Source organism: Croceicoccus sp., assembly GCF_983967925.1.
In genome coordinates this window covers 26,722-52,438 of record NZ_CFETID010000013.1, presented here as the reverse complement: position 1 = coordinate 52,438, position 25,717 = coordinate 26,722, and the positions used below count along the sequence as shown (strand labels likewise).

General features: G+C 66.2%; 26 protein-coding genes. 12 read left to right on the top strand and 14 right to left on the bottom strand.

Annotation, left to right across the window (positions count from 1 at the left end; all coding sequences use genetic code 11):
• Positions 1-75 precede the first annotated feature (75 nt).
• Together AC4FIJ_RS09200 and AC4FIJ_RS09195 are read left to right on the top strand one after the other, a co-directional pair.
• Positions 76-606 (top strand): YdcF family protein, encoded by a 531-nt coding sequence (locus AC4FIJ_RS09200; protein WP_490336418.1) that lies wholly within the window; start codon positions 76-78, stop codon positions 604-606.
• Between the two features lie 9 nt (positions 607-615).
• Positions 616-1,311 carry a lysophospholipid acyltransferase family protein gene (locus AC4FIJ_RS09195; protein WP_490336417.1) on the top strand — a complete coding sequence of 232 codons (696 nt, stop codon included), beginning with the start codon at positions 616-618 and terminating at the stop codon, positions 1,309-1,311.
• On the opposite strand, the gene AC4FIJ_RS09190 is transcribed toward AC4FIJ_RS09195, so the two are convergent.
• Positions 1,299-2,255 (bottom strand): prephenate/arogenate dehydrogenase family protein, encoded by a 957-nt coding sequence (locus tag AC4FIJ_RS09190; protein WP_490336416.1) that lies wholly within the window; start codon positions 2,253-2,255, stop codon positions 1,299-1,301. The two genes, AC4FIJ_RS09195 and AC4FIJ_RS09190, sit on opposite strands and share 13 nt — an antisense overlap.
• Complete coding sequence (locus AC4FIJ_RS09185) at positions 2,252-3,376, bottom strand: pyridoxal phosphate-dependent aminotransferase (protein WP_490336415.1); 1,125 nt, start codon at positions 3,374-3,376, stop codon at positions 2,252-2,254. The genes AC4FIJ_RS09190 and AC4FIJ_RS09185 overlap by 4 nt, the downstream gene beginning before the upstream one ends.
• Positions 3,377-3,491: 115 nt before the next feature.
• Between AC4FIJ_RS09185 and metX the strand changes: the two genes are divergently transcribed.
• From metX to AC4FIJ_RS09170, 3 genes are all read left to right on the top strand, one after another.
• Positions 3,492-4,631, top strand: coding sequence for a homoserine O-acetyltransferase MetX (gene metX / locus AC4FIJ_RS09180; RefSeq protein ID WP_490336414.1), 1,140 nt, complete (start codon positions 3,492-3,494; stop codon positions 4,629-4,631).
• Positions 4,632-4,647: 16 nt separating this feature from the next.
• Positions 4,648-5,238, top strand: a complete 591-nt coding sequence (gene metW / locus AC4FIJ_RS09175) for a methionine biosynthesis protein MetW (protein WP_490336413.1) — start codon at positions 4,648-4,650, stop codon at positions 5,236-5,238.
• A gap of 115 nt (positions 5,239-5,353) precedes the next feature.
• A complete protein-coding gene (locus AC4FIJ_RS09170) occupies positions 5,354-6,874 on the top strand; it encodes a replicative DNA helicase (protein ID WP_490336412.1) in 1,521 nt (506 codons plus the stop codon).
• 9 nt (positions 6,875-6,883) lie between these two features.
• Here the strand turns inward: AC4FIJ_RS09170 and AC4FIJ_RS09165 are convergent, their stop codons facing one another.
• The 9 genes from AC4FIJ_RS09165 to AC4FIJ_RS09125 form a co-directional block, all read right to left on the bottom strand.
• Positions 6,884-7,666 (bottom strand): acid phosphatase, encoded by a 783-nt coding sequence (locus tag AC4FIJ_RS09165; protein WP_490336411.1) that lies wholly within the window; start codon positions 7,664-7,666, stop codon positions 6,884-6,886.
• Between the two features lie 88 nt (positions 7,667-7,754).
• On the bottom strand, positions 7,755-7,949 hold the full coding sequence (locus tag AC4FIJ_RS09160; RefSeq protein ID WP_490336458.1) for a hypothetical protein: 195 nt from the start codon (positions 7,947-7,949) through the stop codon (positions 7,755-7,757).
• A 149-nt stretch (positions 7,950-8,098) separates the two neighbouring features.
• The gene (locus AC4FIJ_RS09155) at positions 8,099-9,349 is read right to left on the bottom strand and encodes an N-succinylarginine dihydrolase (RefSeq protein ID WP_490336457.1); all 1,251 of its coding nucleotides are present in this window, start codon (positions 9,347-9,349) and stop codon (positions 8,099-8,101) included.
• Positions 9,350-9,356: 7 nt separating this feature from the next.
• Complete coding sequence (locus AC4FIJ_RS09150; RefSeq protein WP_490336410.1) at positions 9,357-10,376, bottom strand: arginine N-succinyltransferase; 1,020 nt, start codon at positions 10,374-10,376, stop codon at positions 9,357-9,359.
• The gene (locus AC4FIJ_RS09145) at positions 10,373-11,629 is read right to left on the bottom strand and encodes a hydrolase (protein WP_490336456.1); all 1,257 of its coding nucleotides are present in this window, start codon (positions 11,627-11,629) and stop codon (positions 10,373-10,375) included. Before AC4FIJ_RS09145 ends, AC4FIJ_RS09150 begins: the two co-directional genes overlap by 4 nt.
• 57 nt (positions 11,630-11,686) lie before the next feature.
• Positions 11,687-12,517, bottom strand: coding sequence for a 16S rRNA (adenine(1518)-N(6)/adenine(1519)-N(6))-dimethyltransferase RsmA (gene rsmA, locus AC4FIJ_RS09140; RefSeq protein WP_490336409.1), 831 nt, complete (start codon positions 12,515-12,517; stop codon positions 11,687-11,689).
• Positions 12,514-13,530, bottom strand: coding sequence for a 4-hydroxythreonine-4-phosphate dehydrogenase PdxA (gene pdxA, locus AC4FIJ_RS09135; protein WP_490336408.1), 1,017 nt, complete (start codon positions 13,528-13,530; stop codon positions 12,514-12,516). The genes rsmA and pdxA overlap by 4 nt, the downstream gene beginning before the upstream one ends.
• Positions 13,531-13,547: 17 nt before the next feature.
• Positions 13,548-14,891, bottom strand: a complete 1,344-nt coding sequence (locus tag AC4FIJ_RS09130; protein ID WP_490336407.1) for a peptidylprolyl isomerase — start codon at positions 14,889-14,891, stop codon at positions 13,548-13,550.
• 237 nt (positions 14,892-15,128) lie between these two features.
• Positions 15,129-17,555 (bottom strand): LPS-assembly protein LptD, encoded by a 2,427-nt coding sequence (locus AC4FIJ_RS09125; protein ID WP_490336406.1) that lies wholly within the window; start codon positions 17,553-17,555, stop codon positions 15,129-15,131.
• Positions 17,556-17,813: 258 nt separating this feature from the next.
• On the opposite strand from AC4FIJ_RS09125, the gene AC4FIJ_RS09120 reads away from it, so the two are divergent.
• Genes AC4FIJ_RS09120 through AC4FIJ_RS09110 form a run of 3 tightly spaced genes read left to right on the top strand, consistent with a single transcriptional unit; the run spans position 17,814 to position 20,255 of the window.
• Entirely contained in the window at positions 17,814-19,274 is a 1,461-nt protein-coding gene (locus tag AC4FIJ_RS09120) for a leucyl aminopeptidase (RefSeq protein ID WP_490336405.1), read from the top strand.
• 18 nt (positions 19,275-19,292) lie between these two features.
• Entirely contained in the window at positions 19,293-19,730 is a 438-nt protein-coding gene (locus tag AC4FIJ_RS09115) for a DNA polymerase III subunit chi (RefSeq protein ID WP_490336404.1), read from the top strand.
• A gap of 30 nt (positions 19,731-19,760) precedes the next feature.
• Positions 19,761-20,255 carry a hypothetical protein gene (locus AC4FIJ_RS09110; RefSeq protein ID WP_490336403.1) on the top strand — a complete coding sequence of 165 codons (495 nt, stop codon included), beginning with the start codon at positions 19,761-19,763 and terminating at the stop codon, positions 20,253-20,255.
• 22 nt (positions 20,256-20,277) lie between these two features.
• Here AC4FIJ_RS09110 and AC4FIJ_RS09105 read toward each other — a convergent pair whose 3' ends face one another.
• Positions 20,278-20,598, bottom strand: coding sequence for a DMT family transporter (locus AC4FIJ_RS09105; RefSeq protein ID WP_490336402.1), 321 nt, complete (start codon positions 20,596-20,598; stop codon positions 20,278-20,280).
• A 257-nt stretch (positions 20,599-20,855) separates the two neighbouring features.
• Here AC4FIJ_RS09105 and ndk point away from each other — a divergent pair, with 257 nt between their 5' ends.
• Positions 20,856-21,278, top strand: coding sequence for a nucleoside-diphosphate kinase (gene ndk / locus AC4FIJ_RS09100; protein WP_490336401.1), 423 nt, complete (start codon positions 20,856-20,858; stop codon positions 21,276-21,278).
• Between the two features lie 132 nt (positions 21,279-21,410).
• Positions 21,411-21,671: a hypothetical protein gene (locus AC4FIJ_RS09095; RefSeq protein WP_490336400.1), complete on the top strand. Its 261-nt coding sequence runs from the start codon at positions 21,411-21,413 to the stop codon at positions 21,669-21,671.
• Between the two features lie 7 nt (positions 21,672-21,678).
• On the opposite strand, the gene purN is transcribed toward AC4FIJ_RS09095, so the two are convergent.
• Entirely contained in the window at positions 21,679-22,656 is a 978-nt protein-coding gene (gene purN, locus AC4FIJ_RS09090) for a phosphoribosylglycinamide formyltransferase (protein ID WP_490336399.1), read from the bottom strand.
• A gap of 169 nt (positions 22,657-22,825) precedes the next feature.
• On the opposite strand from purN, the gene AC4FIJ_RS09085 reads away from it, so the two are divergent.
• Together AC4FIJ_RS09085 and AC4FIJ_RS09080 are read left to right on the top strand one after the other, a co-directional pair.
• The gene (locus tag AC4FIJ_RS09085; RefSeq protein WP_490336398.1) at positions 22,826-23,893 is read left to right on the top strand and encodes an AI-2E family transporter; all 1,068 of its coding nucleotides are present in this window, start codon (positions 22,826-22,828) and stop codon (positions 23,891-23,893) included.
• A gap of 116 nt (positions 23,894-24,009) precedes the next feature.
• Entirely contained in the window at positions 24,010-24,480 is a 471-nt protein-coding gene (locus tag AC4FIJ_RS09080; RefSeq protein ID WP_490336397.1) for a hypothetical protein, read from the top strand.
• A 6-nt stretch (positions 24,481-24,486) separates the two neighbouring features.
• On the opposite strand, the gene purM is transcribed toward AC4FIJ_RS09080, so the two are convergent.
• On the bottom strand, positions 24,487-25,605 hold the full coding sequence (purM, locus tag AC4FIJ_RS09075; protein WP_490336396.1) for a phosphoribosylformylglycinamidine cyclo-ligase: 1,119 nt from the start codon (positions 25,603-25,605) through the stop codon (positions 24,487-24,489).
• Positions 25,606-25,717 lie beyond the last annotated feature (112 nt).

The following is a 25,717-nucleotide window of genomic DNA, read 5'->3' as shown; positions in this document are numbered from 1 at the left end:
ATTTGCGGGACGATTCACGACATTTGCAGTCATGCGATTGCCCAGCCGCTTTCCGCGTCCTAAAGCCCGCTTGTCATGATCCGCCGCATCCTGTCCTTTCTGCTGCTTGTCTGGGCGATCGGCTTCATCTGGTTCGCGGCCATTCCGCCCGGCCCAGCGGACGATCGCAAGACCGACGGCATCGTCGTGCTGACGGGCGGCGCGGGCCGGATCGAGCGCGGGGTCGAAGCGCTGCAGCAGGGCTGGAGCGAGGCCATGCTGGTGTCGGGCGTCGGGCGCGAGGTGAAGGATGCAGAGCTTGCCGCGCAATTCGACATTCCCTCGGGCCTGATGAACTGCTGCATCACGCTGGGTTATGACGCGGTCGACACGCGCAGCAACGCGGCCGAGACGGCGGCCTGGATCAAGGCGAACGACGTGCGCAGCATCCGCCTTGTCACCGCCGATTACCACATGCGCCGCGCGGCATCCGACCTGCGCCGCCAGATCGGCCCGGATGTCGAGATCGTGCGCGATGCGGTGCGGACCGAACCGTCGCTGGCGATGCTGTTCCTCGAATATCACAAGCTGCTGATCGGCTGGGTCGCGGCGCTGTTCAACCTGTAGGGCGGCGGCATGGCGTGGCTTCGCACGATCCTGTTCGGAGGCGTTTTCTACAGCGGATCGCTGTTGTTTGTGCTGGGCGCGATGGTGGCAGGCGTCTTTTCTCACGGCGCATTGCTGCGCGCGGCCGCGGGATGGTCGCGCTTCCACCGCTGGTGCGTCACAAACCTGCTGGGCATTCGCATCCGGATCGAGGGTGAACGCCCGGCAGGCCAGGTCTTCTACGTGATGCGGCACGAAAGCTTTTTCGAAGCGATCGATCTGCCGACCTTCCTCGCCCCGTTCCCGGTGGTTTTCGCCAAGATCGAGCTGATCCGCATCCCGCTATGGGGCGCTCTGGCGGCGCGCTATGGCGTGGTGCCGGTGGACCGGTCGCGCGGCGCGTCGGCGCTGCGCGGCATGAAGCGCGCGGCGGATACGCTGAAACCCAGCGGACGGGATTTTGCGCTGTTTCCCGAAGGAACGCGGGTCGATGTCGGAAGCTCGCCGGAGATGCAATCGGGCCTTTATGGCATCTACCGCCTGCTGGGTCTGCCGATGGTGCCGGTCGCGGTGGACAGCGGCCGGCTGTATCATCGCATGCCCAAGCAGCGCGGCACGATCACCTATCGGATCGGCGACGTGATCCCGCCCGGTCTGGAACGGCTTGAGGTGCAGACGCGCGTGCGCGACGCGATCAATGCGCTGAACGTCAATTACCGGGGCTGATCGCCGGACTTTTTATCTTCCGCATCGGCGACATGATCGCGGCGCCCGAAATCGGGGCGCGCATCGTCCTGACCTTCCTCGATGATCGAGCGGCGCACCGCGCGGGTCTGGGTGAAATGGTCGAACAGCACATCGCCGTCGCCCCAGCGTATCGCGCGTTGAAGCGCCGACAGATCCTCGCTGAAACGCTGCAGCACTTCCAGCACCGCTTCCCTGTTCGACAGGAACACGTCGCGCCACATCGTCGGGTCTGACGCCGCGATGCGGGTGAAGTCGCGGAAGCCGCCCGCCGAATATTTAATCACCTCGCTGCGGGTCACATCTTCCAGGTCGGAGGCGGTGCCGACAATGGTATAGGCGATCAGATGGGGAACATGGCTGGTGATCGCGAGCACCAGATCGTGATGGCGCGCGTCCATGATCTCGACATTGGCGCCAAGCGCGGTCCAGAAATCGGCGGTCTGGCGAGCCGCGTCGGCAGGTGTGCCTTCCGCCGGGGTCAGGATGCACCAGCGGTTGCGGAACAACTCGGCAAAGCCCGCGTCCGGCCCCGAATGCTCGGTCCCCGCGACGGGATGGGCGGGGACGATGGGCTGGCCGGGGAGCGCGTCGGCGATCGCGTCGGCGACCGATTGCTTGCACGAACCGACATCGCTGATCACCGCATCGGTTTTCAGCGCGCCCTTGAGCGCCGCCGCCGCTTCGCCCATGGCGCGCACCGGAACGCAGAGCACCACCAGATCGGCGTCGGCCACGGCACCGTGAGGGTCGTCGAACACCTCATGCGCAAGGCCGCGTTCGCGCGCGCGGATGCGCACCGCCTCGTCCGCGTCATAGGCGGTGACGCGCAAGCCGGGCAGGGCGGCCTGCGCGGCAAGGCCGATCGAGCCACCGATGAGGCCCAGCCCGATGATCGCGACCTGTTCGAAAGCACTCTCGCTCACGAGGCGGCCTTTGCGGCGCGGCGCAGCGCATCGGCGATATCGTCCATCTGCGCGTCGGTACCGATGGTGATGCGCAGCGCATGGGGCAGGCCCTGTCCCGGCAGGTGCCGCACGGCATAACCGGCCTGTGCAATCGCCTCCTGCGCGGCCTCGGCCGTCAGCGCGCCTTCGAACAGGACGAGCACGAAATTGGCCTCGCTCTCGACGGCGGACAGGCCGTGATTGCCCAGCGCCTCCACCGCCGCGACGAAACGCGCGCGGCTGGCGGCATTAGCCTCGCGCGAACGGGCCACAAAATCCTGATCGTCCAGCGCCGCCAGGGCCGCCGCCTGACCCGACAGGGTGACGTTGAACGGCCCGCGAATCCGGTTCAGCGCATCGACGATGCCGGGTGCGCCGAATCCCCAGCCGATACGCTCGCCCGCAAGTCCGTAGATCTTGGAAAAGGTCCGCGTGACCAGCACATTGCCATGCGCCTTGGCGAGCGCGATGCCGCCGTCGTTCTCGCCCTCTTCCAGATATTCGCCGTAGGCCTGATCGACCACCAGCAGCACGTCCGCGGGCAATCCGGCATGCAGCCGCGCCATTTCGTCCGCGCCGATATAGCGGCCAGTGGGATTATTGGGATTGGCGACGAACACGACCCTCGTGTTCGGCGTCACGCAGGCGAGCAGCGCATCGACATCGGTGCCGTAATCGCGGTCGGGCGCAACCACGGGGGTCGCGCCGCAGCGGCGTGTGGCGATGTCGTATACGGCAAAGCCATAGCGGACATGAATGATCTCGTCCCCCGGACCCGCGAAGGCTTGCGCCGCGAGGTTCAGGATCTCGTCGCTGCCGGTGCCGCAAACGATCTGGGCGGGGTTCAGGCCATGAAGCTCGCCGATCTTCGCGCGCAGCGCCTTGCAATCGGGATCGGGATAGATCGCGGGGCCAGCCGCGCCGCCGCGCGCCGCCAGCGCCCTTTCGGATGTGCCGAGCGGATTTTCATTGGCCGACAGCTTCACCAGCGGCTTGCCATCCGCGCCCGCGGACTTTCCGGGAACATAGGCATGGATCGCCTCGATCCACGGCTTCATCCTTGGGCCCCTGGCGGCGGTTTCGCTGGTGTCGCTGGTCATGGGGGTGCGCATTAGCTTCCCGCGCCGCTTTCGCCAATCGCGCATTTGACGATTTCGGCCATGGCGCTGTGCCGCTATCGTTGACACGGCCTGCGCTTCGATCCAATCGCGCCCGATGGCAGACGCTGGCATCATCCATACCGAAGGCCATGTGCTGACACTGGCGCAGCCGCTGCTGCTCGACAGCGGACGCAGCCTTGCGCCCGTCGAGATCGCGTATCAGACTTATGGGCGGCTGAACGCGGCCAAGGATAACGCCATCCTCGTCTGCCATGCGCTGACGGGCGACCAGCATCTTGCCAGCCCGCATCCCAAGACCGGCAAGCCGGGCTGGTGGCAGCGCGTGGTGGGACCGGGGCTGCCGATCGACACCGACCGGTTCTTCGTCATCTGCTCTAACGTGATCGGCAGCTGCATGGGATCGTCCGGTCCGTCGAGCGCGGCGGAGGACGGCGCGCCCTTCGCGATGCGCTTTCCCGTCATCACCATCCGCGACATGGTGCGCGCGCAGGTGGCGCTGATCGATCATCTCGGCATCGACCGGCTGCATGGGCTGGTCGGGGGATCCATGGGGGGGATGCAGGTGCTGAGCTGGGCGGCGAACTGGCCCGAGCGTTTCGGCGCGGCGCTGGTGCTGGCCTCCGCCGCGCGGCATTCGGCGCAGAATATCGCATTCCACGAGGTCGGACGTCAGGCGATCATGGCCGATCCCGAATGGAAGGGCGGCGATTATTACTCGGCCAGCGTCGATGATCCGCGCAAGGTCGGCCCCGAAAGCGGCCTCGCCGTGGCGCGCATGGCGGCGCATATCACCTATCTGTCGGAACAGGGCCTGACCGAGAAATTCGGCCGCCGCCTGCAGGACCGCGAGGCGAAGACATTCGGCTTCGATGCGGATTTCCAGGTGGAAAGCTATCTGCGCTATCAGGGGCTGGCGTTTACCGACCGGTTCGATGCCAACTCGTACCTCTATATCACGCGCGCGATGGATTATTTCGATCTGGCCGAGGAGCACGGCGCCAATGGGAAACCCGGCAGTCTGGCAGAAGCCTTTGCGGGGCTGAAGGCGCGCATGTGCCTCGTCAGCTTCGATACCGACTGGCTTTATCCCACCAGCGAATCGCGGCGAATCGCCTATGCGGTGAACGCCGCGGGCGCGCCGGTCAGCTTCGTCGAATTGTCCGCGCCGTTCGGGCATGACAGCTTCCTGCTGGATGTGCCGGCGCTTGACCGCGTGATTGCCGGATTCTTGTGATGGGGCGCTTTCTCTGATGGCGACACTGCGTCCCGACCTTGCCGTCATTGCGCGGCACGTCGCGTCCGGCAGCCGTGTGCTGGATGTCGGCTGCGGTGACGGCGAACTGATGGCCGCGCTGGCTGCGGACGGATGCGATGCGCGCGGGCTTGAGATCGATGCGGCCAATGTCGCGACCTGTGTCTCGCGCGGGCTGTCGGTGCTGCAGGGCGATGCCGACAGCGATCTGTCGTACTATCCCGACAACAGCGTCGATGTGGCGATCCTGTCGCAGACGCTGCAGACGACCCGCCGCCCCGATCTGGTGATCGAGCAATTGCTGCGGATCGCGCCGCTGGGTTTCGTGTCGTTTCCCAATTTCGCGCATTGGCGGGTGCGTGCCAGCCTGATGTTCGGCGGTCATATGCCGGTGACGCGGCTGCTGCCCGAGACATGGTACGACACGCCCAATATCCACCACGTGACGATCGACGATTTCCGCGCGCTGGTGGACCGTCTTGGGCTGGCGGTGGAACGCAGCTGGTTCCTGAAGGGCGGGCGGGTGACGTCGCCGGCAGCTGCGAATCTGCGCGCCGAACATGCGGTGTTTCAGCTGGCGCGAAAATAATTCGGCGCCCCGGCAAGCGCTTCACATGCGGTTCCACGCTTCCCCACAGGGGGTGGATAAATCGCATCTCGCGGCCGCTTGATGCTTCGGGGTCTGATAGGCATTACGCTGCGCTATGAATCAGTACGATCCCGTTCCCCTGCACCCGATCCCGTCAGACCGTGACGCCACGCCGCGCGCTTTGCCCTCGAACGTAGAGGCGGAGGCCGCCTTTCTGGGCGCGGTGCTGATCGACAACCGGGTGCTTGAGGAGCTGCCGGTCAATCTGACCCCGGATCATTTTTTCGAACCGCTGCACGCGCGAATTCTCGAACGCATCATGGTGCTCATCGACCGCAAGGCGGTGGTGACGCCGGTGACGCTCAAGCCCTATTTCGAGGAGGACGAGGCGCTCAAGGAACTGGGCGGCATTTCCTATCTCGCGCGGTTGACCGCCGATCCGCATGCGCTGCTTGCGCCCAAGGAACTGGCGCAGCAGGTGTTCGATCTGGCGCTGCTGCGCGAACTGGTTTCGGTCGGCCGACAGCTGGTGACCGACGCGATGGACACGTCCGACACGGTCGAGCCGATGCAGCAGATCGAGCGGGCCGAAAGCTCGCTGTTCAAGGTCGCCGAAGGCGCGTCGACCGGCAGCGAGACGCAGAGCTTCGCCGACGCAACGCGGACCTCGATCAAGATGATCGAGCAGGCGCTGAATTCCGGGGGCCATGTCTCGGGCACCACCACCGGCTTCACCTCGATCAACGAGAAGACGGGCGGGCTGCATAATTCCGACCTTATCATCCTTGCCGGACGTCCCGGCATGGGCAAGTCGTCGCTGGCGACCAATATCGCGTTCAACACCGCGAACCGGCTGCGCCGCGATTTGGCCGACGGCATTTCCGAAGAGGAATCGGTCGGCGCGGCGGTCGCGCTGTTCAGCCTTGAGATGAGCGCGGACCAGCTCGCCACGCGTATCCTGGCCGAAAATTCGGGCATCAGCTCGCACAACCTCCGCATGGGCAAGATCAGCCGCGAGGATTTTCAGGCCCTGTCGCGCGCGTCGCAGGAGCTGAACGAGCTGCCTTTGTTCATCGACGATTCGCCGGGCCTTTCGATCGCGGCCCTGCGCGCGCGTGCGAGGCGGCTCAAGCGGCGGCACAATATCGGGCTGGTCGTGGTCGACTATCTGCAACTGCTGCAGGGATCGGGCCGCGCCAACGACAACCGCGTGAACGAGATTTCCGAGATTTCGCGCGGCCTCAAGACGCTGGCCAAGGAAATCCAGGTGCCGGTGATCGCGCTGTCGCAGTTGTCGCGCGCGGTCGAACAGCGCGACGACAAGCGCCCGATGCTGTCGGACCTACGCGAATCGGGCTCGATCGAGCAGGATGCCGACATGGTCTGGTTCATCTACCGCGAGGATTACTATGTCGCCTCGCGCGAGCCGAAGCGCCCGCTGGAAACCGACGAGGCCAAGGTGCATGAGGCCCACGCATCTTGGGCGGCGGAAATGGAGCGTGTGTTCGGCCTGGCCGAGCTGATCGTCGCCAAACAGCGCCATGGTTCGACCGGTAAGGTGCGGCTGCGGTTCGAACCGCGCATCACGCGGTTCAGCGATTTGGCCGAAGACGACTACAACAGCGACTACGAGTAAACCGCGGGATCAGCGCGCGGCCGCGATCTCCTGCCGCGCCAGATCTGCCTGCATTCTGAATGTCGGATCCGCTTGAAGACGCGCGAATGTGGCAGAGGCGATGTTCCGGCCCGACACGGTGTCGCTGTACCAGTGGACCCGGCAGACGACCCGGCTCTGCCCGAAATCGTATCCACGCTTGAGGAGAGCGTCCTGCTGCGCCGGGACCAGTTCGGTCAGGACCAGCGCCAGCATCCAGCCTATCGCCGTGTGACCCGACGGATAGGACCCATCGCCGCGCAATGCCGCTTCCTCCGCGGGCGTGCAGCTGCCGGCGTTGTTCTCCACGAAGGGGCGTACGCGCTGGTAATGGTTCTTGGCGCGATAGGTGGAAAGCCCAGCGTCGGTCATCGCGCGGCGCAGCAGCATTTCGGTATGCGGCTTCGACCCGTCGGACAGTGACATGCCTACGATCGGCTCGAAGGACGAGATGACGTTCGGCCAGCCGAGATCCGCATCCGAAGCAGCCAATGCCTGACGGTCGGCCGACGCGGAAAGTGCCTCCACATACGCCTGCTGGTCCGCCGCTTTCAGCGCAGAACCTGCGGTAGGCGGCGGCGGTAACAAGGCGAGGCTGTCGGGCGCGGCGGCAGGGTCGAGGTAACCCTTCGGCAGGGGAATCTGCTGGCTGATCACCCCGACCGCGTCCACGCTGGTGGGCGGGACCATCGCCGTTTCCGATGGCATGGTGGCGCAGGCGGCCGGCAGCCATGCCGCCGCGATGATCAAAGTCGTCTTGAAAAACCTGTCCACGGCAAGCCCCCGATGAAAAGCTGTCGGGGCATGGGCTAATTCGGGCGGAACAGTCTGCCCATCGGTATTTATCCCGATCGCGTGCGCGTTATTCGGCGGCGACGGCTGCCGCCGCCTCTTCCTTTTCGCGCTCCATCCTCACGCAATCGAGCATCTTGGCCCCTGCGAGGAACACCGATCCGGTACAGGCTAGAAACAGCAGATAGCCGCCATAGCCGGGGTATTGTTCGAGGTAATGCGTCCCCCGCTCCGCCGCGCCGAGGCCCAGCGCGTAAATGACCATATAGGCCTCTACCCGCGTCTTGATGACAAACAGCCGGCCCAGCTTCTTGAGTTTGGCGGCGAACAAGATCTAGCATCTCCTCTTCGGCTGTCGGGCGAATCCTTGCGTTAAGAACTTGGTAACCTTTGCTCCGGTTCCCGGCAAAAGCGTTAACCAAGTTCCTTAAGATTCAGCGCCTCGCACAGCGCCGTACGGGCGTCCGCAACCTGTCCGGCCAAGGCCTCGCTACCGATTTCGGGGGAGGAGATTTTTTCAGGCCAATGCTTTGAAATCACGCGTTCCAGCAGATCGGCCTTGTCCTCGTCGAGCATGAAGCGCGGGTCCACCGCCGCCGGGTCCGCGACCACGCGAAGGCGCAGGCAGGCAGGGCCTCCGCCATTGGCCATAGACTGGCGCACATCCACCGGCAGCACCTTGCGGATCGGTCCGTTGCCCTCGATCATCGCGTCGAGGAAAGTGCGTACCGGCTTGTTTTCCCACGCTTCGGTGGGAACGATCAGGGCCTGCACACCCTCGGGCAAAGTGACCAGCTGCGCATTGAAGAGGTAGCTCGAAATCGCATCCTCAAGGCTGACGGCGCTGGCCGGAACCTCGACGATCTGCGCTTCGGGCAGCTTGCCGCGGATCGCTTCGTGAAGCCCTTCGCGGTCGGCGAAGGCCTGTTCGTGGCAGAACAGCACATGCTCGTTCGCGACGGCGACGACGTCATTGTGGAACGCGCCAGCCTCGATCGCTTCGGGTGCCTGCTCGGCGAAGATGCAGCGCGCCGGGTCCAGCCCGTGGCGGCGCGCGATGGCGCGAAACGCCTGTTCGTGCTGGCGCGCGGGGAAGCGGCCGCCGGGACGGCCATAGATGAAGATCTCGACCCCGGGCCGGTCATGCGAAGCGCCCATGCGCATGTGATTGGCCGCGCCCTCGTCGCCGAAGGTCGGCGGCACGGGGCCGTGCACCGCGAAATGATCCTGATCGGCGAATACGGTGCGAAGCTGGCGCAGCGTATCGGGCCATTCGATCGAGCGGTGCGGCATGGTGACCAGATTGGCCACCGTCAGGTGGCACCGCCCGTCCGCCGTGTCGGGCGCGGGCGAGACGGTGGCGGCATTGGCGGTCCACATAGAACTGGCCGACCAGGCCATCGCCGTCAGCGCCGGATCGAAGTCGCCGGTCGCGCCGACATCGGCAAGAAAGCCTTGATTGGGGCGCGGCAGCGGCAGGAAGAAGCCTTGCGCCAGACCCAGCCGCATGTTGTGCCGCATCTTGGCGACGCCTTGCAACGCGGCCTCACGCGGGAAGGCGGTGTCGCCTGCGTGGCGCGTCGCAGCCAGATTGCCCAGGCTCAGGCCTGCGTAATTATGCGAAGGGCCGACAATCCCGTCGAAATTGATCTCGCGCAGCATGATTGGTCCTTTATCGGGGTGCCCAGCACAGGCGGTCGCCAGGGTTCAGCTTCAAGGCCGAGGCCGCCTCGGCGTCAACCGCCAGCGCGCCGTCATCCAGCGTTTCGACGCGCGCCACGGCGCAGCGGAAATCCCGCAATTCGCCTGCCGCGACGAGCGCTCGCTGTCCCTTGCTGGCGGGAGAGGCGGCCAGCGTCGCGGGTTGAGTTTCAGCGATGGTCTTCACCTGATCGGTCCGCGCGATCATGGTGGGGCCCGCGTCGAAGATGTCGACGTAGTTCTCGAACCGAAAACCCTCCGCCTCGAGCATGCGGCGGGCGGGGCGGCCGCTTTCGTGGGTCACGGCAATGGCCTCGCGCGCCTCGTCGCTGATCATGTTCACATAGATCGGGTTCTTGGGCATCAGGTCGGCGATGAACTGGTTGCCATGCAGCGCGTTGAACTCGTCGGCGTCGCGAAAGCTCATCCCGAAGAAGCGGCCCGCCACGCCGTCCCAGAAAGGCGCGTTGCCCTGCGCGTCGACCACGCCGCGCAATTCGGCCAGCAGGCGTTCGCCGAAACGCGCGCGGTGCATGGCGATAAACAGGTAACGGCTGCGCGCCAGCAGCATGCCGAGCCCGCCTGCGCGCGCACCCGGATGCAGGAACAGCCCGCCCACCTCGCTCGACCCTTCCAGATCGGTGACGAGGTTGAGCATCTGATTGCGGAAGGTGCGATCAAGCTCGCGGCTGTGGGTCGTCAGCGTGGTCAGGCGATAGGAATAGAACGGCAAATCGCCGCCGATCCGGCTGAAGATCTGGCAGGTGCCGAGGATGCGGCCGGTCTCGACATCCTCCAGCATCAGCACGAACAAATCGTTCCCGATCTCGGCATCGGCGGGGCGCGCAAAGGCACGCGCGCTGGCGCTGAGCTTGGCGGTCAGCGCGGCGCGGTCGGGCGGAAGATTGGTGAAACCGCCCCCCGTCAGCTTGGCCATTTCGTACAGGGCCTCAAGGTCGTCGGGGCGGGACGGACGGATGATATGGGTCATCGATTCTCCGAGATATCGAACGCGGCGCCATCCAGATCGCCGGAGGCCAGCCGGTGCAGCACGAGCGCGGACAGCCGCGCCCGCTCTGCCAGCGATTCGACGATGAGATATTCGTCCGGCGAATGGATAGATCCGCCGCGCACGCCCATGGTGTCGACCACCGGCACGCCGCAGGCCGCGATATTATTGCCGTCGCACACCCCGCCTGTATCGCGCCGCGCCGCGACCAGCCCCAGTGCGCGCGAGCTGTCGTCGACCAGCGCGAACAGCCGCGCCGCCTTTGGATCGATCGGCTTGGGCGGGCGTGATATCGCGCCGTGGAGATGGGTCTGCACCTCATGCTGCGCAGCAATTTCGGCCAGCAGCGCAGGCAGCGCCGCCTCGAATTGCTGCGCCACTTCACGCGACTTGGGCCTTATGTTGAAGCGCAGCACGGCGTGGTCGGGCACGACATTGTTGGCGCTGCCGCCCTCGATTTTCGCGGGATTGATCGGCAATTCGTCGTTCTGCATCGCCTTCAGCCGCAGCACCAGGTCGCTGGCCGCGACGATGGCGTTGCGCCCGTCCTGCGGATTGCGCCCGGCATGGGCCGACTTGCCGGTGAAAATCACCGAATAATTGCCCGACCCGCCGCGCGCGCCCGCCATGGTGCCGTCGGGCATGGTCGCGGGCTCATAGGTCAGCGCGGCCAGCTTGCCCGCGGCCAGACGCTCGATCAGCGGGGCGGAGGACTGGCTGCCCACTTCCTCGTCCGAATTGATCATTACGTCATAGCCAAGCGATGCGGCCATCGAACTGCTCTCGAACGCCATCAGCGCCTCGGCGATGACGGCGATGCCACCCTTCATGTCGGCAAGGCCGGGGCCGTTGAGGACGCCGGGTTCAAGTTCGCGGATCGACTGGAACGGGTGGTCGGAGGGGAACACCGTGTCCATGTGCCCGGTCAGCAGCACGCGCTGCGGCGCATCGGGCCTGACCGAAAGGACAAGATGCTTGCCGCGCTCCAGCGCGATCTCCTCGCCCGCCGCGTCGATGGCGCTGACGGTGGCGGGATCTTCCAGCTGCACTTCGCCCGGCAACTGGCCGAAACAGTCCGCCAGCAATTGCGCCTGCCGCGCCAGCCCGTCCAGATTGCCGGTGCCGGTGTTGACGCTGCTCCATTCCAGCGTCCGGTCCAGCATGCGCGCGGGATCGATGCGGTCCAGCATGGCGGCCTGTTCGGCGCCGATCGGTGATGTGTCCTCTCGTTTCATATGCAACAAGAGGTAGATCAGGCGGCGGCGGAATACCACCCATCAGGCCATGGAGAATCAGGAAAGAGCGCGGGCGACGGCGCAGAATTCGGCGATCGAAATTGTCTCGGCGCGGCGCGCGGGATTGATGCCCAGCGTTTCCAGCGCGTCCAGCGCGCCCGGCACGCCCTTGAGCGACTGACGCAGCATCTTGCGGCGCTGGCCGAACGCCGCCTCGGTCACGCGGGCCAGCACGCGCATCGATATGCCTTCGGGTGCGGCGGCGGGGGTGACATGGACGATCGCGCTCATCACCTTGGGCGGCGGGGTAAAGGCGCTGCGGTGCACCTTCATCGCGATTTTCGCATCTGAGCGCCACTGGCCCAGCACCGCCAGCCTGCCATAGGCACCCGTATCGGGCTGGGCGACGATGCGCTGCGCCACTTCCTGCTGGAACATCAAGGTCAGCGATGTCCAGCGCGGCGGCCAGTTTTCCGATCCCATCCAGCGGGTGAACAAGGCGGTGCCGACATTATAGGGCAGGTTCGCGGCGACCGCGTAGGGACCGTCGAACAGGCTGTCATGGTCGATGGCCATGGCATCGCCCTCGATCACTTTCAGCTGACCCGGAAATGCCTCGCCCAGTTCGGCCAGCGCGGGCAGGCAGCGGCGGTCCATCTCGATCGCGGTGACATTGGCGCCAGCCCGCAGCAGGGCGCGGGTGAGGCCGCCGGGGCCGGGGCCGATTTCCAGCACGTCCTGTCCGGCGAGCGGACCCGGACCAAGCTTTTCGGGAAGCGCGGCGATGCGGTCCAGCAATTGCTCGTCCAGCAGGAAGTTCTGGCCCAGCGCTTTGGATGCAGAAAGGCCGTGCCGCGCGATGACTTCGCGCAAGGGGGGCAGGTTCATGCCGCGACCTTTCGCCGTTCGGCGCAGCGGGCGGCCATGCGGATCGCGGCGAGCATGGGGCCGACATGCGCCGTGCCGGTGCCCGCGATGTCGAAGGCCGTTCCGTGATCGGGCGAGGTGCGGATGATCGGCAGGCCCAGCGTGACATTGACGCCCTGATCGAAGTCCAGCGCCTTCAGCGGGATCAGCGCCTGATCGTGATACATGCACACCGCCAGATCGTATTTCGCGCGCGCGGCGGCGTGGAACATGGTGTCGGCAGGCAGTGGGCCGCGCACGTCGAGGCCATCGGCGCGCAGCCGCTCCACGGCAGGGGCGATGATCGCGGCATCCTCGCCGCCCATGCGTCCGTCTTCGCCCGCATGGGGATTGAGGCCGGCGATGGCGATGCGCGGCTGCGCGATGCCGAAATCGCGCATCAGGGCCTGCGCGGCAATCGCCGTGCGGCGGTAAATAAGGCCGGCGCTGAGCAGCGTGGGCACGCGGGCGAGGGCGACATGCACCGTCACCGGCACCACCCGCAGCGAGGGGCCTGCCAGCATCATTACCGCATCATCGGGCGCGATGCCGCAGGACGCGGCGACGAATTCGGTCTGGCCGGGATGGTTGAAACCGACCTTGGCCATTTCCGCCTTGGCGATGGGCGCGGTGACCAGCGCCCCCGCTTTGCCGGAAACCGCAATAGCGGCGGCGCGGTCGAGACTGTCCAGGCCCAGCCGCGCGCCCCGTTCGGATGGCGCGCCCGGTTCGTAAGGCACATCGCCCAGATCGATGACGGGAAGCGCGTCCGCAAAGGGTTCGGCCGCTTCGGACAGTTCCGTGATACGGCGCACCGGCAGATCGATACTGGCGCTGCGGGCCGCCTGTTGCAGCAAGGCGGCGCTGCCGACGCAGGCAAAGACCGGAACATCCTCGCTCTCGCGCAGGCTCCACGCGCGCGCGATCAGTTCGGGGCCGACGCCCGCCGGATCGCCGATCGACATGGCAAGCGGTGCCGGCACGGGGTCAGCCATCCGCCCGCCCATGCGGATCAGTTATACTCGACGATGGCGTCGCGGCGCAGGTCGCGCAGGTAGTTCTGGGCGCGGCGCTCGATACGCTCGTTCTCGATCTGGTCCATGACCTGGTCGAAGGTCGGGCCGTTCAGCATCGGCGGATCCGACCGCCCGCACACCATCATCGCGCGCAGCGGCTGGCTCGCGTCGCTGGCGGCGACGCCATAGGGCCGGGTCACGCCGCCGTCGGGCGTGCTGAGGACCATTTCCTGCAGCTGGCTGGGCAGCTGCCTGATCGACACCTGATTGACCAGCACCGCCTCGGCCCCGATCTTCGCAGCCTCGGCCTCGACATTGGCGCAGCCGCCGCTGAAAGCCTGCGTCTGCTGGCCGAACTGCGCGGCGAACTGGTTCATCTCGTTCATCGACAGGCCCGCGGGCATGTTGATGGTGATCTGCGCCAGCGCGACCTGACCGTCGCGCGGGTCGGCGACCATCACCTGCCGCTTGTCGCGCATATACAGGATCGAATAGCCGCCGCAGCAGGGGATCGGGCCCTGCAACTGGCCCACTTCCATTTGCGGAACGACCGAGGCGAGTTCGGGCGGCAGCCGGTCGAGCCGCACGAAGCCGAGATCGCCGCCGCGCGCCGCGGTGGAGGCCTGCGAATATTGCGCGGCGGTCGCGGCGAAGTCGCCGGTTTCCTTCAGCTGCTCCATGATCGCCTGCATGCGCTGTTCGACCTGCGCATCGCCGCCCGCGGGGGCCGCGACATAGATTTCGCCCAAGCGGTATTCGTTCGTGCCCTTGTCGGCCTTCATCCGCTCGATCTGCTCGTTCACCTCGCGCGCGGAGACATTGACCATCGGCGCGACATTGCGGCGCAGCAATTGCTGCCACGCGGCCTGTGCCAGCAGCAGGCGGTGCAGCGACTGAGGGCTGGACCCGACCGAACGGGTCAGGTCGTCCAGCTCTTTCGCCGTCACGCCCAGTTCGCGCTGGGCATAGCGGTCGTACATCTGGGTTACTTCCTCGGCGGTGATCGTGATCTCCGCCTCGCGTGCGTTCTGGATCTGGATCAGCTCATCCACCAGCTGCTGGACCACCTGCTCGCGCTCTTGCGGCGTCAGGGTGCGCTGGGTGGTCGCCTCGATCCAGGCCACGCGGTGGTCGATGTCGGTCTGGGTGATGATCTCGCCATTGACCTTGGCGCTGGCGGTGCGGACGTCCGAATCGGCTTGCGCCGCATCGTCCATGCCGATCGAGGGCGCGGCGCTTTGCGCATGGGTCGCGGCCGGTACGGCGGCGACCAGCGCGGCGGCGCAAAGGCCGGTCGCGGCGCGCTGCAGATTGGCAATCATCACACTCTTCGTCATCATCAGCATCCCTTGCCGCGATGCGCCCGCAAGGGTCGCCGTCGCGCAAAAATCCGTATCAAATGTCACTCCCCGGCCCGCCGCCTGCCGGATATGCGGCACGGGCGATCCCGGACATGGCCCGCTCCATGTCCTGTCCCGGCTGAACAATCGCTGAGCCGCATGGCCGTTTAGGGCCGCCACGGCGCAAGGGCAATGGTGCGATTCCCGAGCGGAAAGCCGCCCTCAAAAGCCAAGGCGTCAGAAGCCGAGCCCTTTCAGGCGGACGCGCAGTAGAAACGTGTCGCCCGCCTGTGCGTCGCCGGTCGTGCGGGTGTCGCGCCGCCACGTCAGGCCAAGCTCGATGCATTCATCCTCATACGCGACGCCCAGCCGCGTGCGCAGCGGATCGAACCCGTCCGAGGTGTTGCGCGGGTCCTCTGCCCGGTCGGTGAGGTTGATGACGGTCGATCCGAATACCGACATGTGGTCGAGAAAGGCGACGCGGCCCGCAAGGCGGATTTCCTCGCGGTCGCGCAGATCTTCCAGCACCGCGGGAATGTCGCGGTTGAGCCTGAGATAGCCGGCCTCCAGATAGGTCTGGCGCGATCCGATCGCGACGTCCCACTCGTTGCGGCGAACGGCCAGCGTGTCCTTGTCGACCCGGAAGCGATGGGCGAATTTCACAAATTCACGCCAGCGCACGTCGACGCGTCCGACGATATCCGAAGTGCGCCCGGTCAGGCCGGTGCCGTCCGGGAACAGCGCCGGCGCATCGGTCAGGCGATAGCTTTGCCCAAGACTGGCATCGACGCGCCATCCGGGCGCCGTCCAGCGCCAGTCGAACCCATAGGTAAAGCGCAGCCCTTCCTCGAACCGGTCGTATCCGGGGAAGCGGTTGAGCGAGAACAGGTTCGTGTCCTCCAGGTCGATGGCGCGCGAATCCTCGTTCGGGAGGGCAAGGTTCTTGATGTCGGGCGTGCCGACTAGCTGTACATGCGGGGTGAGCACCTGCGTCCCGCCGAGGAAGGTGCCGGTCAGCGGATAGGTTACATCCACCGCGCCCAGCGCGATGCCGCGGCCCTGCCAGCCCGACTGTCCGCGATAGCGGTCGACGCTGGTCAGGAAGTTCTCGTCCGAATGATAGGCGTCGCCGCGGGCCAGCGCGGTCAGTTCGACGACCTGTCCCCACGGCGTCAGGCGGCGCAGGCTCCATTCCGCCTTGGCGAAGGCGCGCTGCGTGTCCTGTCCGTCGGTGCGGAACAGCGCCATGCTGTTCGCCTGCAGCATGATCTGCCCGCCCAGCAGCGGATCGGCGACGCGGCGGCGATAGTCCACGGCGGGCAGGGCATAGGGCACGAGGCCCTGATCCTCGTCCCGGCGCAGCGTCTGCGTCGCCCAGCCCGCGAAGGACAGGTAGGAATCGTCGTCGATCCGCTCGACATTGACCATCGAGCGCAGCCGGTCGTCGCGGCTGATGTCATAGCGGCGCAGGAAGGTGCGGTCGGTGGTGACGCGGATCGAGCTGGTGACGCTCCAGTTCGGGTCGAGCTGGAAGCGCCCGTTGGCATCGAAATAGCCGCGCAGGTCGCGCTGCGATTCGGCGACGCTGGCCGACGGATCGCCGATCGGCACGCGCGAGGACGAGGTGATGTAACCGGTCAGCTGATAGGCGCCGTTCCCGGTCAGCGCCGCATAGCGGGCCGACGCCATCGGCAGAACCTCGGTATAGACGGTGCCCTTCAGCGTCAGCTCGCGATTGGCCGCAATGCGCCAGTAATACCCGCCTTCCATTTCGAGCCCGTTCGACGCGGACACGCGCAGATCGGGCGTGACGACGCCCGACACGGGCTGGCCGTCGGCGCGAATCTCCATGAAGGGCAGCGGCACCAGCGACAGGCCGAACAGTTCCAGCCGCGCGCCGCGAAAACGGATCAGCTGCGTATCGGGATCATAGGACACGCGCCGGGCGGTGATCCGCCAGCTGGGATCCTGCGCGCAGCCCTCGGCGCTTTCGACAGGGCAGGGGCTGTAGGCGCTGTCGATCAGCGCGACCTGTCCGCCCTCCGTCCGCTCGCCGCGGCGGGCCGCCATGCGGCCGCCCTGCGCCAGCACCAGCAGCATGTTCTGCATCGCGCCCGCGCGCAGCTCGTCGGTCAGTTCCAGTCGGTCGGTGTAGAGGATATTGCCCGCGTCATCGACCAGCCGGATGTCGCCCGTCGCCACGATCTGGCCGGTCGCGCGGTTCCAGCGCACCTCGTCCGCGCGCAATTGCTGGTCCTGCCGGCGCAGCATGACATTGCCCGATGCGACCACCGTCTCGTCGTCGGTGCCATAGCCAAGCTCGTCCGCCTCGAACGCGATCTGGTTCTCGTCCACCGGCGCTTCGATCGCGAAGGGCGATTCCGGGGTTCCGGCGGGCGGCGGGGGCACCTCCTCGATCTGTTCGGGATAGAGCGCCTCGTCGATCTCGTCCCAGAACTGCGGGCCTTCGGGCACGCCCGGATCCGCGTCCTCCAGCTCTGGCGGCGTTTCCTGCTGGCCCTGCAGCTGCATGGCACCGGGCCGGTCCTGCGCCAGCGCGCTGTCCGCAAACGCGGATGCGGCGGCCACCGTCAGCGCGGCGCAGGCCAGCAGCCGAGCCGCCAATGTCATGTCGTGGGCCGAACCGGTCGCAGGGATTCGCATGGGACGCTGATGCTCGATCTAGTCTTTTATGTGCAGGGTGGACATTCGCATGAACATGCGCTGCGAAGGGTTCGATACGCGGCACCGCCGGATCTGTCGGCGCGCACCGGGGCGGCATGGCTTGCCTATCGCATCGCCGCTCCCTAACTGCAATCGCGTAAAAACAACCCTTGCCGGACCCGCGCGCCGGTTCGTCCCGCCGCGACGCCGCCCCGGCATCGCCCGATCGCAAAAATTGCAGGATAAAGGCCCAGCCTCATGAAGATCAGTTTCACCGAAACGCTCGCATCCGACATCACCACCATCGTTCTGCCCGTGAACGAAGGCGCGATGCCCGATTCCGTTCCCGCGGTGCTGCGCGAAGGAGCCGGAGCCAGCCGGTTCAAGGGCAAGACCGGGCAGATCTTCGACGGCTTTGCCGAGGTGGACGGCAAAGCGCATCATTTCGTGCTGGTCGGCGCGGGCAAGCCCGATGCGGCAACGCGTCCTGCCGCGCTTGAAAAGGCGGGCGCAGCCGTTGCGGCCAAGTTCCTGACTTCGGGCAAGACGGCGCTGGGCGTCGATTTCGCGGGTTCGAATGTCGACGCGGCGGGCGCGGCGGCCTTTCTGCTGGGCCTGCGCCTGCGTTCGTGGCGGATCGACACCTATCGCACCAGGCTGAAGGACGAGCAGAAGCCGTCGCTGAAAGACATCGTCGTCACCGGCGCGCCTGCGGGCACCGATGCGGCATGGACCGATGCCGCCGCGGTCGCAACCGGCGTCGAATTCACGCGCGAACTGGTGAGCGAGCCTGCCAACAAGATCTATCCCGAAAGCTTCGTCGAACGCTGCAAGGCGCGGCTGGAAGGCACGGGGATCGAGATTACCGTGCTGACGGTCGAGGAAATGACCGAACTGGGCATGGGCGCGCTGCTGGGCGTGGCGCAGGGCAGCGCCGACCGCCCCGCGCGCATCATCGCAATGCACTGGAAGGGCGGCGGTGACGAGGCTCCGCTGGCGTTCGTCGGCAAGGGCGTGACCTTCGATTCGGGCGGCATCAGCATCAAGCCCGCCGCCGGCATGGAAGAGATGAAGTGGGACATGGGCGGCGCGGGCGCGGTCGCGGGCACGATGCTGGCGCTGGCCACGCGCAAGGCCAAGGCGAATGTCGTGGGCATCTGCGGCCTGACCGAGAACATGCCCGACGCCAATGCCCAGCGCCCCGGCGACGTGGTGACGTCGATGTCGGGCCAGACGATAGAGGTGATCAACACCGACGCAGAAGGCCGGCTGGTGCTGTGCGACGCGCTGACCTGGGTGCAGCAGACATACAAGCCTGCGCGGATCGTCGACCTTGCCACGCTGACCGGCGCGATCCTCGTCTCGCTGGGCAAGGAGCATGGCGGGCTGTTCTCGAACAATGACGAGCTGTCCGATGCGCTGACCAAGGCGGGCAAGACCGTGGGCGAGAAGCTGTGGCGTTTCCCGCTGGCCGCCGAATACGACAAGCTGCTCGATTCGCAGATCGCCGACATGAAGAACGTGGGGCCGCGTTACGGCGGTTCGATCACCGCGGCGCAGTTCCTGCAGCGCTTTATCGAGAACGATACGCCGTGGGCGCATCTCGACATCGCGGGCATGGTCTGGGCCGACAAGCCCGGCGCGACATGGGACAAGGGCGCGACCGGCTATGGCGTGCGCCTGCTCGACCGGCTGGTGCGCGACACGCTGAACGGATGAACGGCTGAGCTGGCGCTCGTGGCGCGGGTCGATTTCTATCATTTGACGCGCGACAGCGCCGAGGGCGCGCTCGCCATGCTGGCGGGCAAGGCCCTCGGCGCGGGTCAGCGCATGATGGTGGTGAGCAGCGACCCCGCCCAGCGAACGGCGGTTTCGCGCAGCCTGTGGGAAGCGCCCGGCTTTCTGGCCAATGGCGAAGCCGGCGGCGGAGACGACGCGCGCCAGCCGGTGCTGATCGGCGAAACCCCCGCCAAGGCCAATGAGGCCAGCATTATCGCGCTTGTCGATGGTAAATGGCGCGACGAAGCGCTGTCCTTCGACCGGGCGCTTCTGCTATTCTCCGAATCGACGATCGCCGACGCGCGCAATTGCTGGCGCGCCCTGGGCCAGAACGCCGAGGTGGCGCGTCATTACTGGAGCCAGGACGCATCGGGACGCTGGCGCGAGGGGCCCTGATGCCGATGGCTTGACGCACGGGGGCAAGCCATGACCAGATTTCCGATGACTGCATTGTCCGTTCTGGCGCTGACCGCTTGCGGCGGCAGCGACGATAATTCCACCACCATCGCCCCCGCCGACGGCACCATGACCATCGACAATGACGACGACGGGACGATGACGATCTTCGGCGACGACGCGCAGGCGGTGGTGAAGACCGGCGCTGCGGCAAATGGCGGGACGGCCGACAATCTGCCCGACGGATTCACCGCCTATCCGGGCGCGAAGATCGTGCTTAGCGTCGAGGGGAGCGAGGGTGAAGGCAAGCAAGGCGGCATGATCGCGATGGAAACTTCTGCCCCGCCCGGCAAGGTCATCGCATTCTATCGCAAGCAGGCCGAGAATGCGGGCATGGAGATCGAGAGCGAGGGCAGGTTCTCGGGCAGCGAGGTGATGGGTGCGCGCGGCGACGGGCTGGGCGTCAATGTCGTCGCCAACGGCGGGGACGACGGCACCCAAGTGCAAATCGCCTATGGCGACTAGCCGGGGAGAGTGGCCAGGATGATCAGGCCGGTGAGGACAGCTTCATCAGCACCAGCCCGCCGACGATCAGCATGGCCGCCGCGATCCGCGCGGCGCTGAGCGCCTCTCCCAGCCATATGATGCCCACGACGAATGCGCCCACGGCGCCGATGCCCGACCAGATCATATAGGCGGTGCCCAGCGGCAGCGATTTCATCGACCATGCCAGCATCGCAAAGCTCAGCACCAGTGCGGCCAGCATCACGATGGTCGGCAGCGGGCGCGAGAACCCGTCGGACTGCTTCATCGAAGTCGCCCAGACGATTTCGAAAAGACCGGCAAGAAACAGGATGATCCACGGCATGGCAGCCTCCACAAGAGCCGCCGGGCCGTCCCGGACTTGAATGACCGATGGCGGGAACGTGGTCGCCGCGCCCGTCTGATAGATGCGGGGTCATCAAGGGTCAAGCCGCGCCCCGATCGCGCGCGCCATTCGGCCCGCCCGCCGCAGCCGCGAATTTCGACCTTGTGCCTGCGCGCCCGCGCGGCTAGGGGCGCTCGCGTCATGCGCCCGATGCAACTGGCCGGGCGCGCAGCGATTTCACGCAAAGGATATATGTCATGGCGGCCACCCGCACCTTTTCGATCATCAAGCCCGATGCCACGCGCCGCAACCTGACCGGCGCCGTCACCAAGATGCTTGAGGAAGCCGGCCTTCGCGTCGTCGCGTCCAAGCGCATCCAGATGACGCGCGAGCAGGCCGAGGGCTTTTACGCGGTCCACAAGGAACGCCCCTTCTTCGGCGATCTGGTCGAGTTCATGATCAGCGGCCCCGTCGTCGTGCAGGTGCTGGAAGGCGAAGACGCCGTGAAGCGCAACCGCGACGTGATGGGCGCGACCAACCCGTCGGACGCCGCCGAGGGCACGATCCGCAAGGCCTATGCCGAATCGATCGAGGCCAACTCGGTCCACGGCAGCGACAGCGACGAGAATGCTAAGATCGAGATCGACTATTTCTTCAAGCCCGAAGAGATCGTCGGCTGATCTTCCCGTTTCGGGACAATTGACCGAACAACAGGCCGCCTGATTTTCATACGGTCTTTGTAATTTCGCACGGCCCCTCGATTTGCTATCGTTTTTACCGGAGACGGGACGATAGGATCGGGGGGCTTTGTCGTGTTGCGCACATTGGCGCTGATCTATCTGGTCGTCGGGATCGCGCTGGCCACCGCGCTGGGCCTGCACTTGATCGGTACGCTGGTCTGGACGGACCCGCTGGTTCCCGAAGTGCTTCACGCGATGACCGTGCCGCTGTCGCTGCTGACAGGGTTTACCGCGCCCGACCAGAAATGGATGCACCTGCTGGTCTGGGTGGGATCGCTTCTGATCAATTTCGGGCTGCTGAGCTGGCTCGCCGATAATGTGGGCAGCCGCTAGCGGCGCTTCAGAATTCGTCCGCCGCGGATCGCAAGGCAGACAGGCGTTTGGGCGCCACCGCGTGCCAGCTGCGCTCTACCCATTCGGCGACGTGGTCCCAGTCGACGCCGGGCCGGTTGAGGATCAGGCCCGCCCAGCCGCTGGCGCCGTAATAGGCGGGGCGGAACCAGATATCGGGATCGCGCGCCACCATCGCGGCCAGCTCGTCCGGGCCGGAGGTTTTCACCAGCACGGCGACATGCGGCTCGCCATGATGCTGGTCGTTGAAATAGGCGAAGAATTTCCCGCTCTTGCCGCCGGTGTGCCAGCCGGGCGCGCCATGCGATTCGCGGGCCTCGGCCTCGGGCAGGGCCAGTGCGATTTCGCTCACCCGTTCCAGCAGCCAGTCGGCGCAGTAGGGGCGGGTCACCAGCTCCTCCAGCGCGCGGGCATACAGCTGGTGTTCGGCAAACAGCACCCGTGCCGCCAGCGTGTCGGGCGTGTCGTGTGGCAGGATCGCGACCGGGATCTGGCCAAGGATCGGCCCGTCATCCAGCTCTGCGGTGACGAGGTGGACCGAACAGCCGCCATGCGCATCGCCTGCCTCGATCGCGCGGGCATGGGTGTCCAGCCCCTTGTATTTCGGCAGCAGCGAGGGGTGGATATTGACCATGCGGCCTTCCCATCCGGCCACGAAGTCGCCCGTCAATATGCGCATGTAACCCGCCAGCGCGACATATTCCGCGCCCGCCTTGCGGATCGCGGCGTCCATTGCCGCATCGTGATCGGGGCGCTTCATGCCCCTGTGCGGCAGTGCAAAGGTCGCCACGCCCTCGGCCTCTGCCAGCGCCAGCCCCTTCGCGTCGGGATTGTTCGACGCGACCAGCACGATCTCATACGGGCAACCCTCGCGCCTGCTGGCATAGAGCAGCGCCGCCATGTTGCTGCCCGTGCCGCTGATCAGCACCGCGACGCGCGCCTTGCGGGGCGGGGAAAGCGCCGTCATCGGCCCGATTGCAGGAACGGCCTGCCCCCAAAGATCATTCCGTGATGCAATGCCATCGCCCGAACCCGATTTTCACGCCCCTTGCGCTGGCTCTCCCTATTGTCTTGGATATGGCTGGGCAAGCCGGACCGACCGGGTTCGCGCCGGCACACGGGGGTAGCGCATAAAAATGACCAGACCGATTTTCCGCCCCCGTCCCGAGGATTACGCCTTTCTGCGGCGGCTCGCCTATACGATCACGATTGCCGCGCTGCTGATCATCTTCTGGCGCGCGGGGCATCTGCTGATGCTGGCCTTCGGATCGGTGCTGGGCGCGGTGGCGTTCCGGGCGACCGCGGGACTTTATCGCCGGTTGGGGGTGCGTCACAAGGGACTGTCGCTGGGGCTGGGTATTGCGACCTGCCTCGGCGTATTGGGCGTGCTGGGCTATCTGCTGACGGTGCAATTCGGCACACAGCTGGCCGACATGGTCGAACATCTGCCCGAGACGATCGAGGCAATAGAAGCGGCCTTGTCGCGAACCCCTGTCGGTGAGGCGATCGTCAGCGCCGCCCGCGCGGCGCTTGCAGGCAGCACCATCGCCCACCGACTGGGCGATCTTGCGCAGGGCGCGGGCGAGGTGGCGCTGAACTTCGTGATCGTGCTGGTGGGCGCGATCTTTATCGCGACCGACACCGGACCCTATCGCCGGGGCATATTGCTGCTGACCCCGCCGGGCGCGCGGCCCGCGATGCAGCGCGCCATCGGTGAAATGAGCATGGCGCTGCGCCTGTGGCTCAAGGCCAAGCTGGTGACGATGAGCGTGATGGCGGTGCTGATCGGCGGATCGCTGTGGGCGGCAGGCGTGGACCAGTATATCGCGCTGGGCCTGCTCGGCGGGCTCAGCGAATTCGTGCCCTATGTCGGACCGGCACTGGCGATGGTGCCCGCCATCGGCATCGCGGCTTCGCAGGGCGGCGACGTACTGGCCTATGCGCTGCTGGCCTTCGTCTTCGTTCGCGTGCTCGAGGCATGGCTGATCACCCCGCTCGTCAACCGCGAGGTCGTCAGCATTCCGCCCGCGCTGACGCTGTTCGTGATCCTTGGCGCGGGCGCGGTGTTCGGCGTCTATGGGCTGTTCTTCGCCGGCGCGCTGCTGGTGGTGCTGTTCGTCGGCGTGCGCGAGATCTATCTGCGCGACACGCTGGGAGAGGATGTCGAGGGCGTTCCAAAACCGCTGAAGGAGCGGGCGGAATAGGCGGCGCCTCAGGGTTTCCCCCGCCGCAAGCAGGGTGCGGGCCCGATGCTGCGTGCGGACGATTGCTCTAGGTCTGGTCGAAACGCCGCAGACGCAGGCGTTCACCGGAGGTAATCATGATGCGTGGCACAGGACTGGCAATCGCCGCCCTTTCGCTCGGTTTCGCTGGCCCCGTTCTTGCGCAAGAGGGAGAAGGGGACGCCGAAGGGCCGCATCATCTGTCGCTCGTCGTCGCGGCGACCGATATCAGGGACGAGGACGAGACTGCCTTCACCCTTGGCGTCGATTACGAATACCGGGTCAGCGAATTGCTGGGGGTCGGATTTGTCGCGGAGCATGCGTTCGGGGATGTCGATTCGACCACGCTGATCGCGGCGGCGGACATCCATCTGTGGCAGGGCTTTGCCATACAGCTCGGCCCCGGCGTCGAATTCGCCGAGGGCGAGGAATTCCTGATGGGCCGCATCGGCACGATCTACGAATTCGAACTGGGGGGCGGCTTCACGCTCGCCCCGCAGGTGCACTACGACTTTTCGGACGGCGAGGACGCCTTCGTGTTCGGCGCGGCGTTCGGGCGCGCCTTTTAGCAGTGCCTATTGCGTGTGCGTGGCCGACCAGTCCGCCTTGGCCGACCATTCGCCCGCCTTGCCCGATACGGTGCAGCCGCGCGTGCCTGCGCGGATGTCGCCGATACGGAATACGCTTTCGCCCGCGGCTTCCAGATCGGCGGTCAGCGATTCGGCTTCGCCAGCGGACACCGCCAGCACCATGCCGATGCCGCAATTGAAGGTGCGCGCCATTTCCTCTGGCTCGATATGCCCCTGCGCCTGCAGGAATGCCATCAGCCCCGGCTGCTCCCACGCGCCTGCGTCGATATGGGCGTGGAGTCCTTCGGGCAGTACGCGCGGCACGTTTTCAAGCAGGCCGCCGCCGGTGATATGTGCAAGGGCATGGATGCGCCCCGCGCGGATCGGGCCCAGCAGCGTCTTCACATAGATCTTCGTCGGCGCGATCAGCGCATCGATCAGCAGCGTTTCGTGATCGAACAGGGCAGGGCGGTCGAGCTTCCACCCCTTGTCCGCCGCCAGCCGCCGGACCAGGGAATAGCCGTTGGAATGCACCCCGGAACTGGCGAGGCCCAGCAGCACGTCGCCTTCCGCGACCTTGTCGCCGGTCAGCTGCTCGCCGCGTTCGACCGCGCCGACGCAGAAACCGGCCAGGTCGTAATCGCCCGCCGCATACATGCCCGGCATCTCGGCGGTCTCGCCCCCGATCAACGCGCAGCCAGCGATCTTGCAGCCCTCGGCGATGCCGGCGACCACGCGGGTCGCGACGCCGTTCTCCAGCTTGCCGGTTGCGAAATAGTCGAGGAAGAACAGAGGCTCCGCGCCCTGCACGATCAGGTCGTTGACGCACATGGCGACAAGATCGATGCCGATATGGTCGTGCCGGTCGTGATCTATGGCCAGCTTGACCTTGGTGCCCACGCCGTCGTTCGCCGCCACCAGCAGCGGATCGGTGTAGCCTGCCGCCCGGGGATCGAAGAACCCGCCGAACCCGCCCAGTTCGCTGGTCGCGCCGGGGCGCGCGGTCGATTTCGCCAGCGGCGCGATCGCCTTGACCAGCGCATTGCCCGCGGCGATCGATACGCCTGCCTGTTCGTAACTATAGCTCTTCGGCCTGTCGTCCGGCCCGTCGCTCTTGTCGTTCATCGCAAATCCCAGATCGTCGTCCGCGGTGCGCCAGGATGACGGTCATGCACCGGTGAAGCGGCAGCGCCTATCGCTTTCCGGCTTGGATTTCCACGGCCATTTCGGCAAAGAA

Coding starts and splice junctions, on each gene's coding strand:
- purM (WP_490336396.1), bottom strand. CDS start 25,605: ATGAACGACAAGAGCGACGGGCCGGACGACAGGCCGAAGAGCTATAGT.
- AC4FIJ_RS09110 (WP_490336403.1), top strand. CDS start 19,761: ATGACCAGATTTCCGATGACTGCATTGTCCGTTCTGGCGCTGACCGCT.
- AC4FIJ_RS09170 (WP_490336412.1), top strand. CDS start 5,354: ATGAATCAGTACGATCCCGTTCCCCTGCACCCGATCCCGTCAGACCGT.
- AC4FIJ_RS09185 (WP_490336415.1), bottom strand. CDS start 3,376: ATGACCAGCGACACCAGCGAAACCGCCGCCAGGGGCCCAAGGATGAAG.
- AC4FIJ_RS09085 (WP_490336398.1), top strand. CDS start 22,826: ATGACCAGACCGATTTTCCGCCCCCGTCCCGAGGATTACGCCTTTCTG.
- purN (WP_490336399.1), bottom strand. CDS start 22,656: ATGACGGCGCTTTCCCCGCCCCGCAAGGCGCGCGTCGCGGTGCTGATC.
- AC4FIJ_RS09130 (WP_490336407.1), bottom strand. CDS start 14,891: ATGATGACGAAGAGTGTGATGATTGCCAATCTGCAGCGCGCCGCGACC.
- AC4FIJ_RS09195 (WP_490336417.1), top strand. CDS start 616: ATGGCGTGGCTTCGCACGATCCTGTTCGGAGGCGTTTTCTACAGCGGA.
- AC4FIJ_RS09200 (WP_490336418.1), top strand. CDS start 76: ATGATCCGCCGCATCCTGTCCTTTCTGCTGCTTGTCTGGGCGATCGGC.
- AC4FIJ_RS09105 (WP_490336402.1), bottom strand. CDS start 20,598: ATGCCGTGGATCATCCTGTTTCTTGCCGGTCTTTTCGAAATCGTCTGG.
- AC4FIJ_RS09080 (WP_490336397.1), top strand. CDS start 24,010: ATGATGCGTGGCACAGGACTGGCAATCGCCGCCCTTTCGCTCGGTTTC.
- rsmA (WP_490336409.1), bottom strand. CDS start 12,517: ATGAACCTGCCCCCCTTGCGCGAAGTCATCGCGCGGCACGGCCTTTCT.
- ndk (WP_490336401.1), top strand. CDS start 20,856: ATGGCGGCCACCCGCACCTTTTCGATCATCAAGCCCGATGCCACGCGC.
- metW (WP_490336413.1), top strand. CDS start 4,648: ATGGCGACACTGCGTCCCGACCTTGCCGTCATTGCGCGGCACGTCGCG.
- AC4FIJ_RS09160 (WP_490336458.1), bottom strand. CDS start 7,949: ATGGTCATTTACGCGCTGGGCCTCGGCGCGGCGGAGCGGGGGACGCAT.
- metX (WP_490336414.1), top strand. CDS start 3,492: ATGGCAGACGCTGGCATCATCCATACCGAAGGCCATGTGCTGACACTG.
- AC4FIJ_RS09150 (WP_490336410.1), bottom strand. CDS start 10,376: ATGACCCATATCATCCGTCCGTCCCGCCCCGACGACCTTGAGGCCCTG.
- pdxA (WP_490336408.1), bottom strand. CDS start 13,530: ATGGCTGACCCCGTGCCGGCACCGCTTGCCATGTCGATCGGCGATCCG.
- AC4FIJ_RS09145 (WP_490336456.1), bottom strand. CDS start 11,629: ATGAAACGAGAGGACACATCACCGATCGGCGCCGAACAGGCCGCCATG.
- AC4FIJ_RS09120 (WP_490336405.1), top strand. CDS start 17,814: ATGAAGATCAGTTTCACCGAAACGCTCGCATCCGACATCACCACCATC.
- AC4FIJ_RS09125 (WP_490336406.1), bottom strand. CDS start 17,555: ATGCGAATCCCTGCGACCGGTTCGGCCCACGACATGACATTGGCGGCT.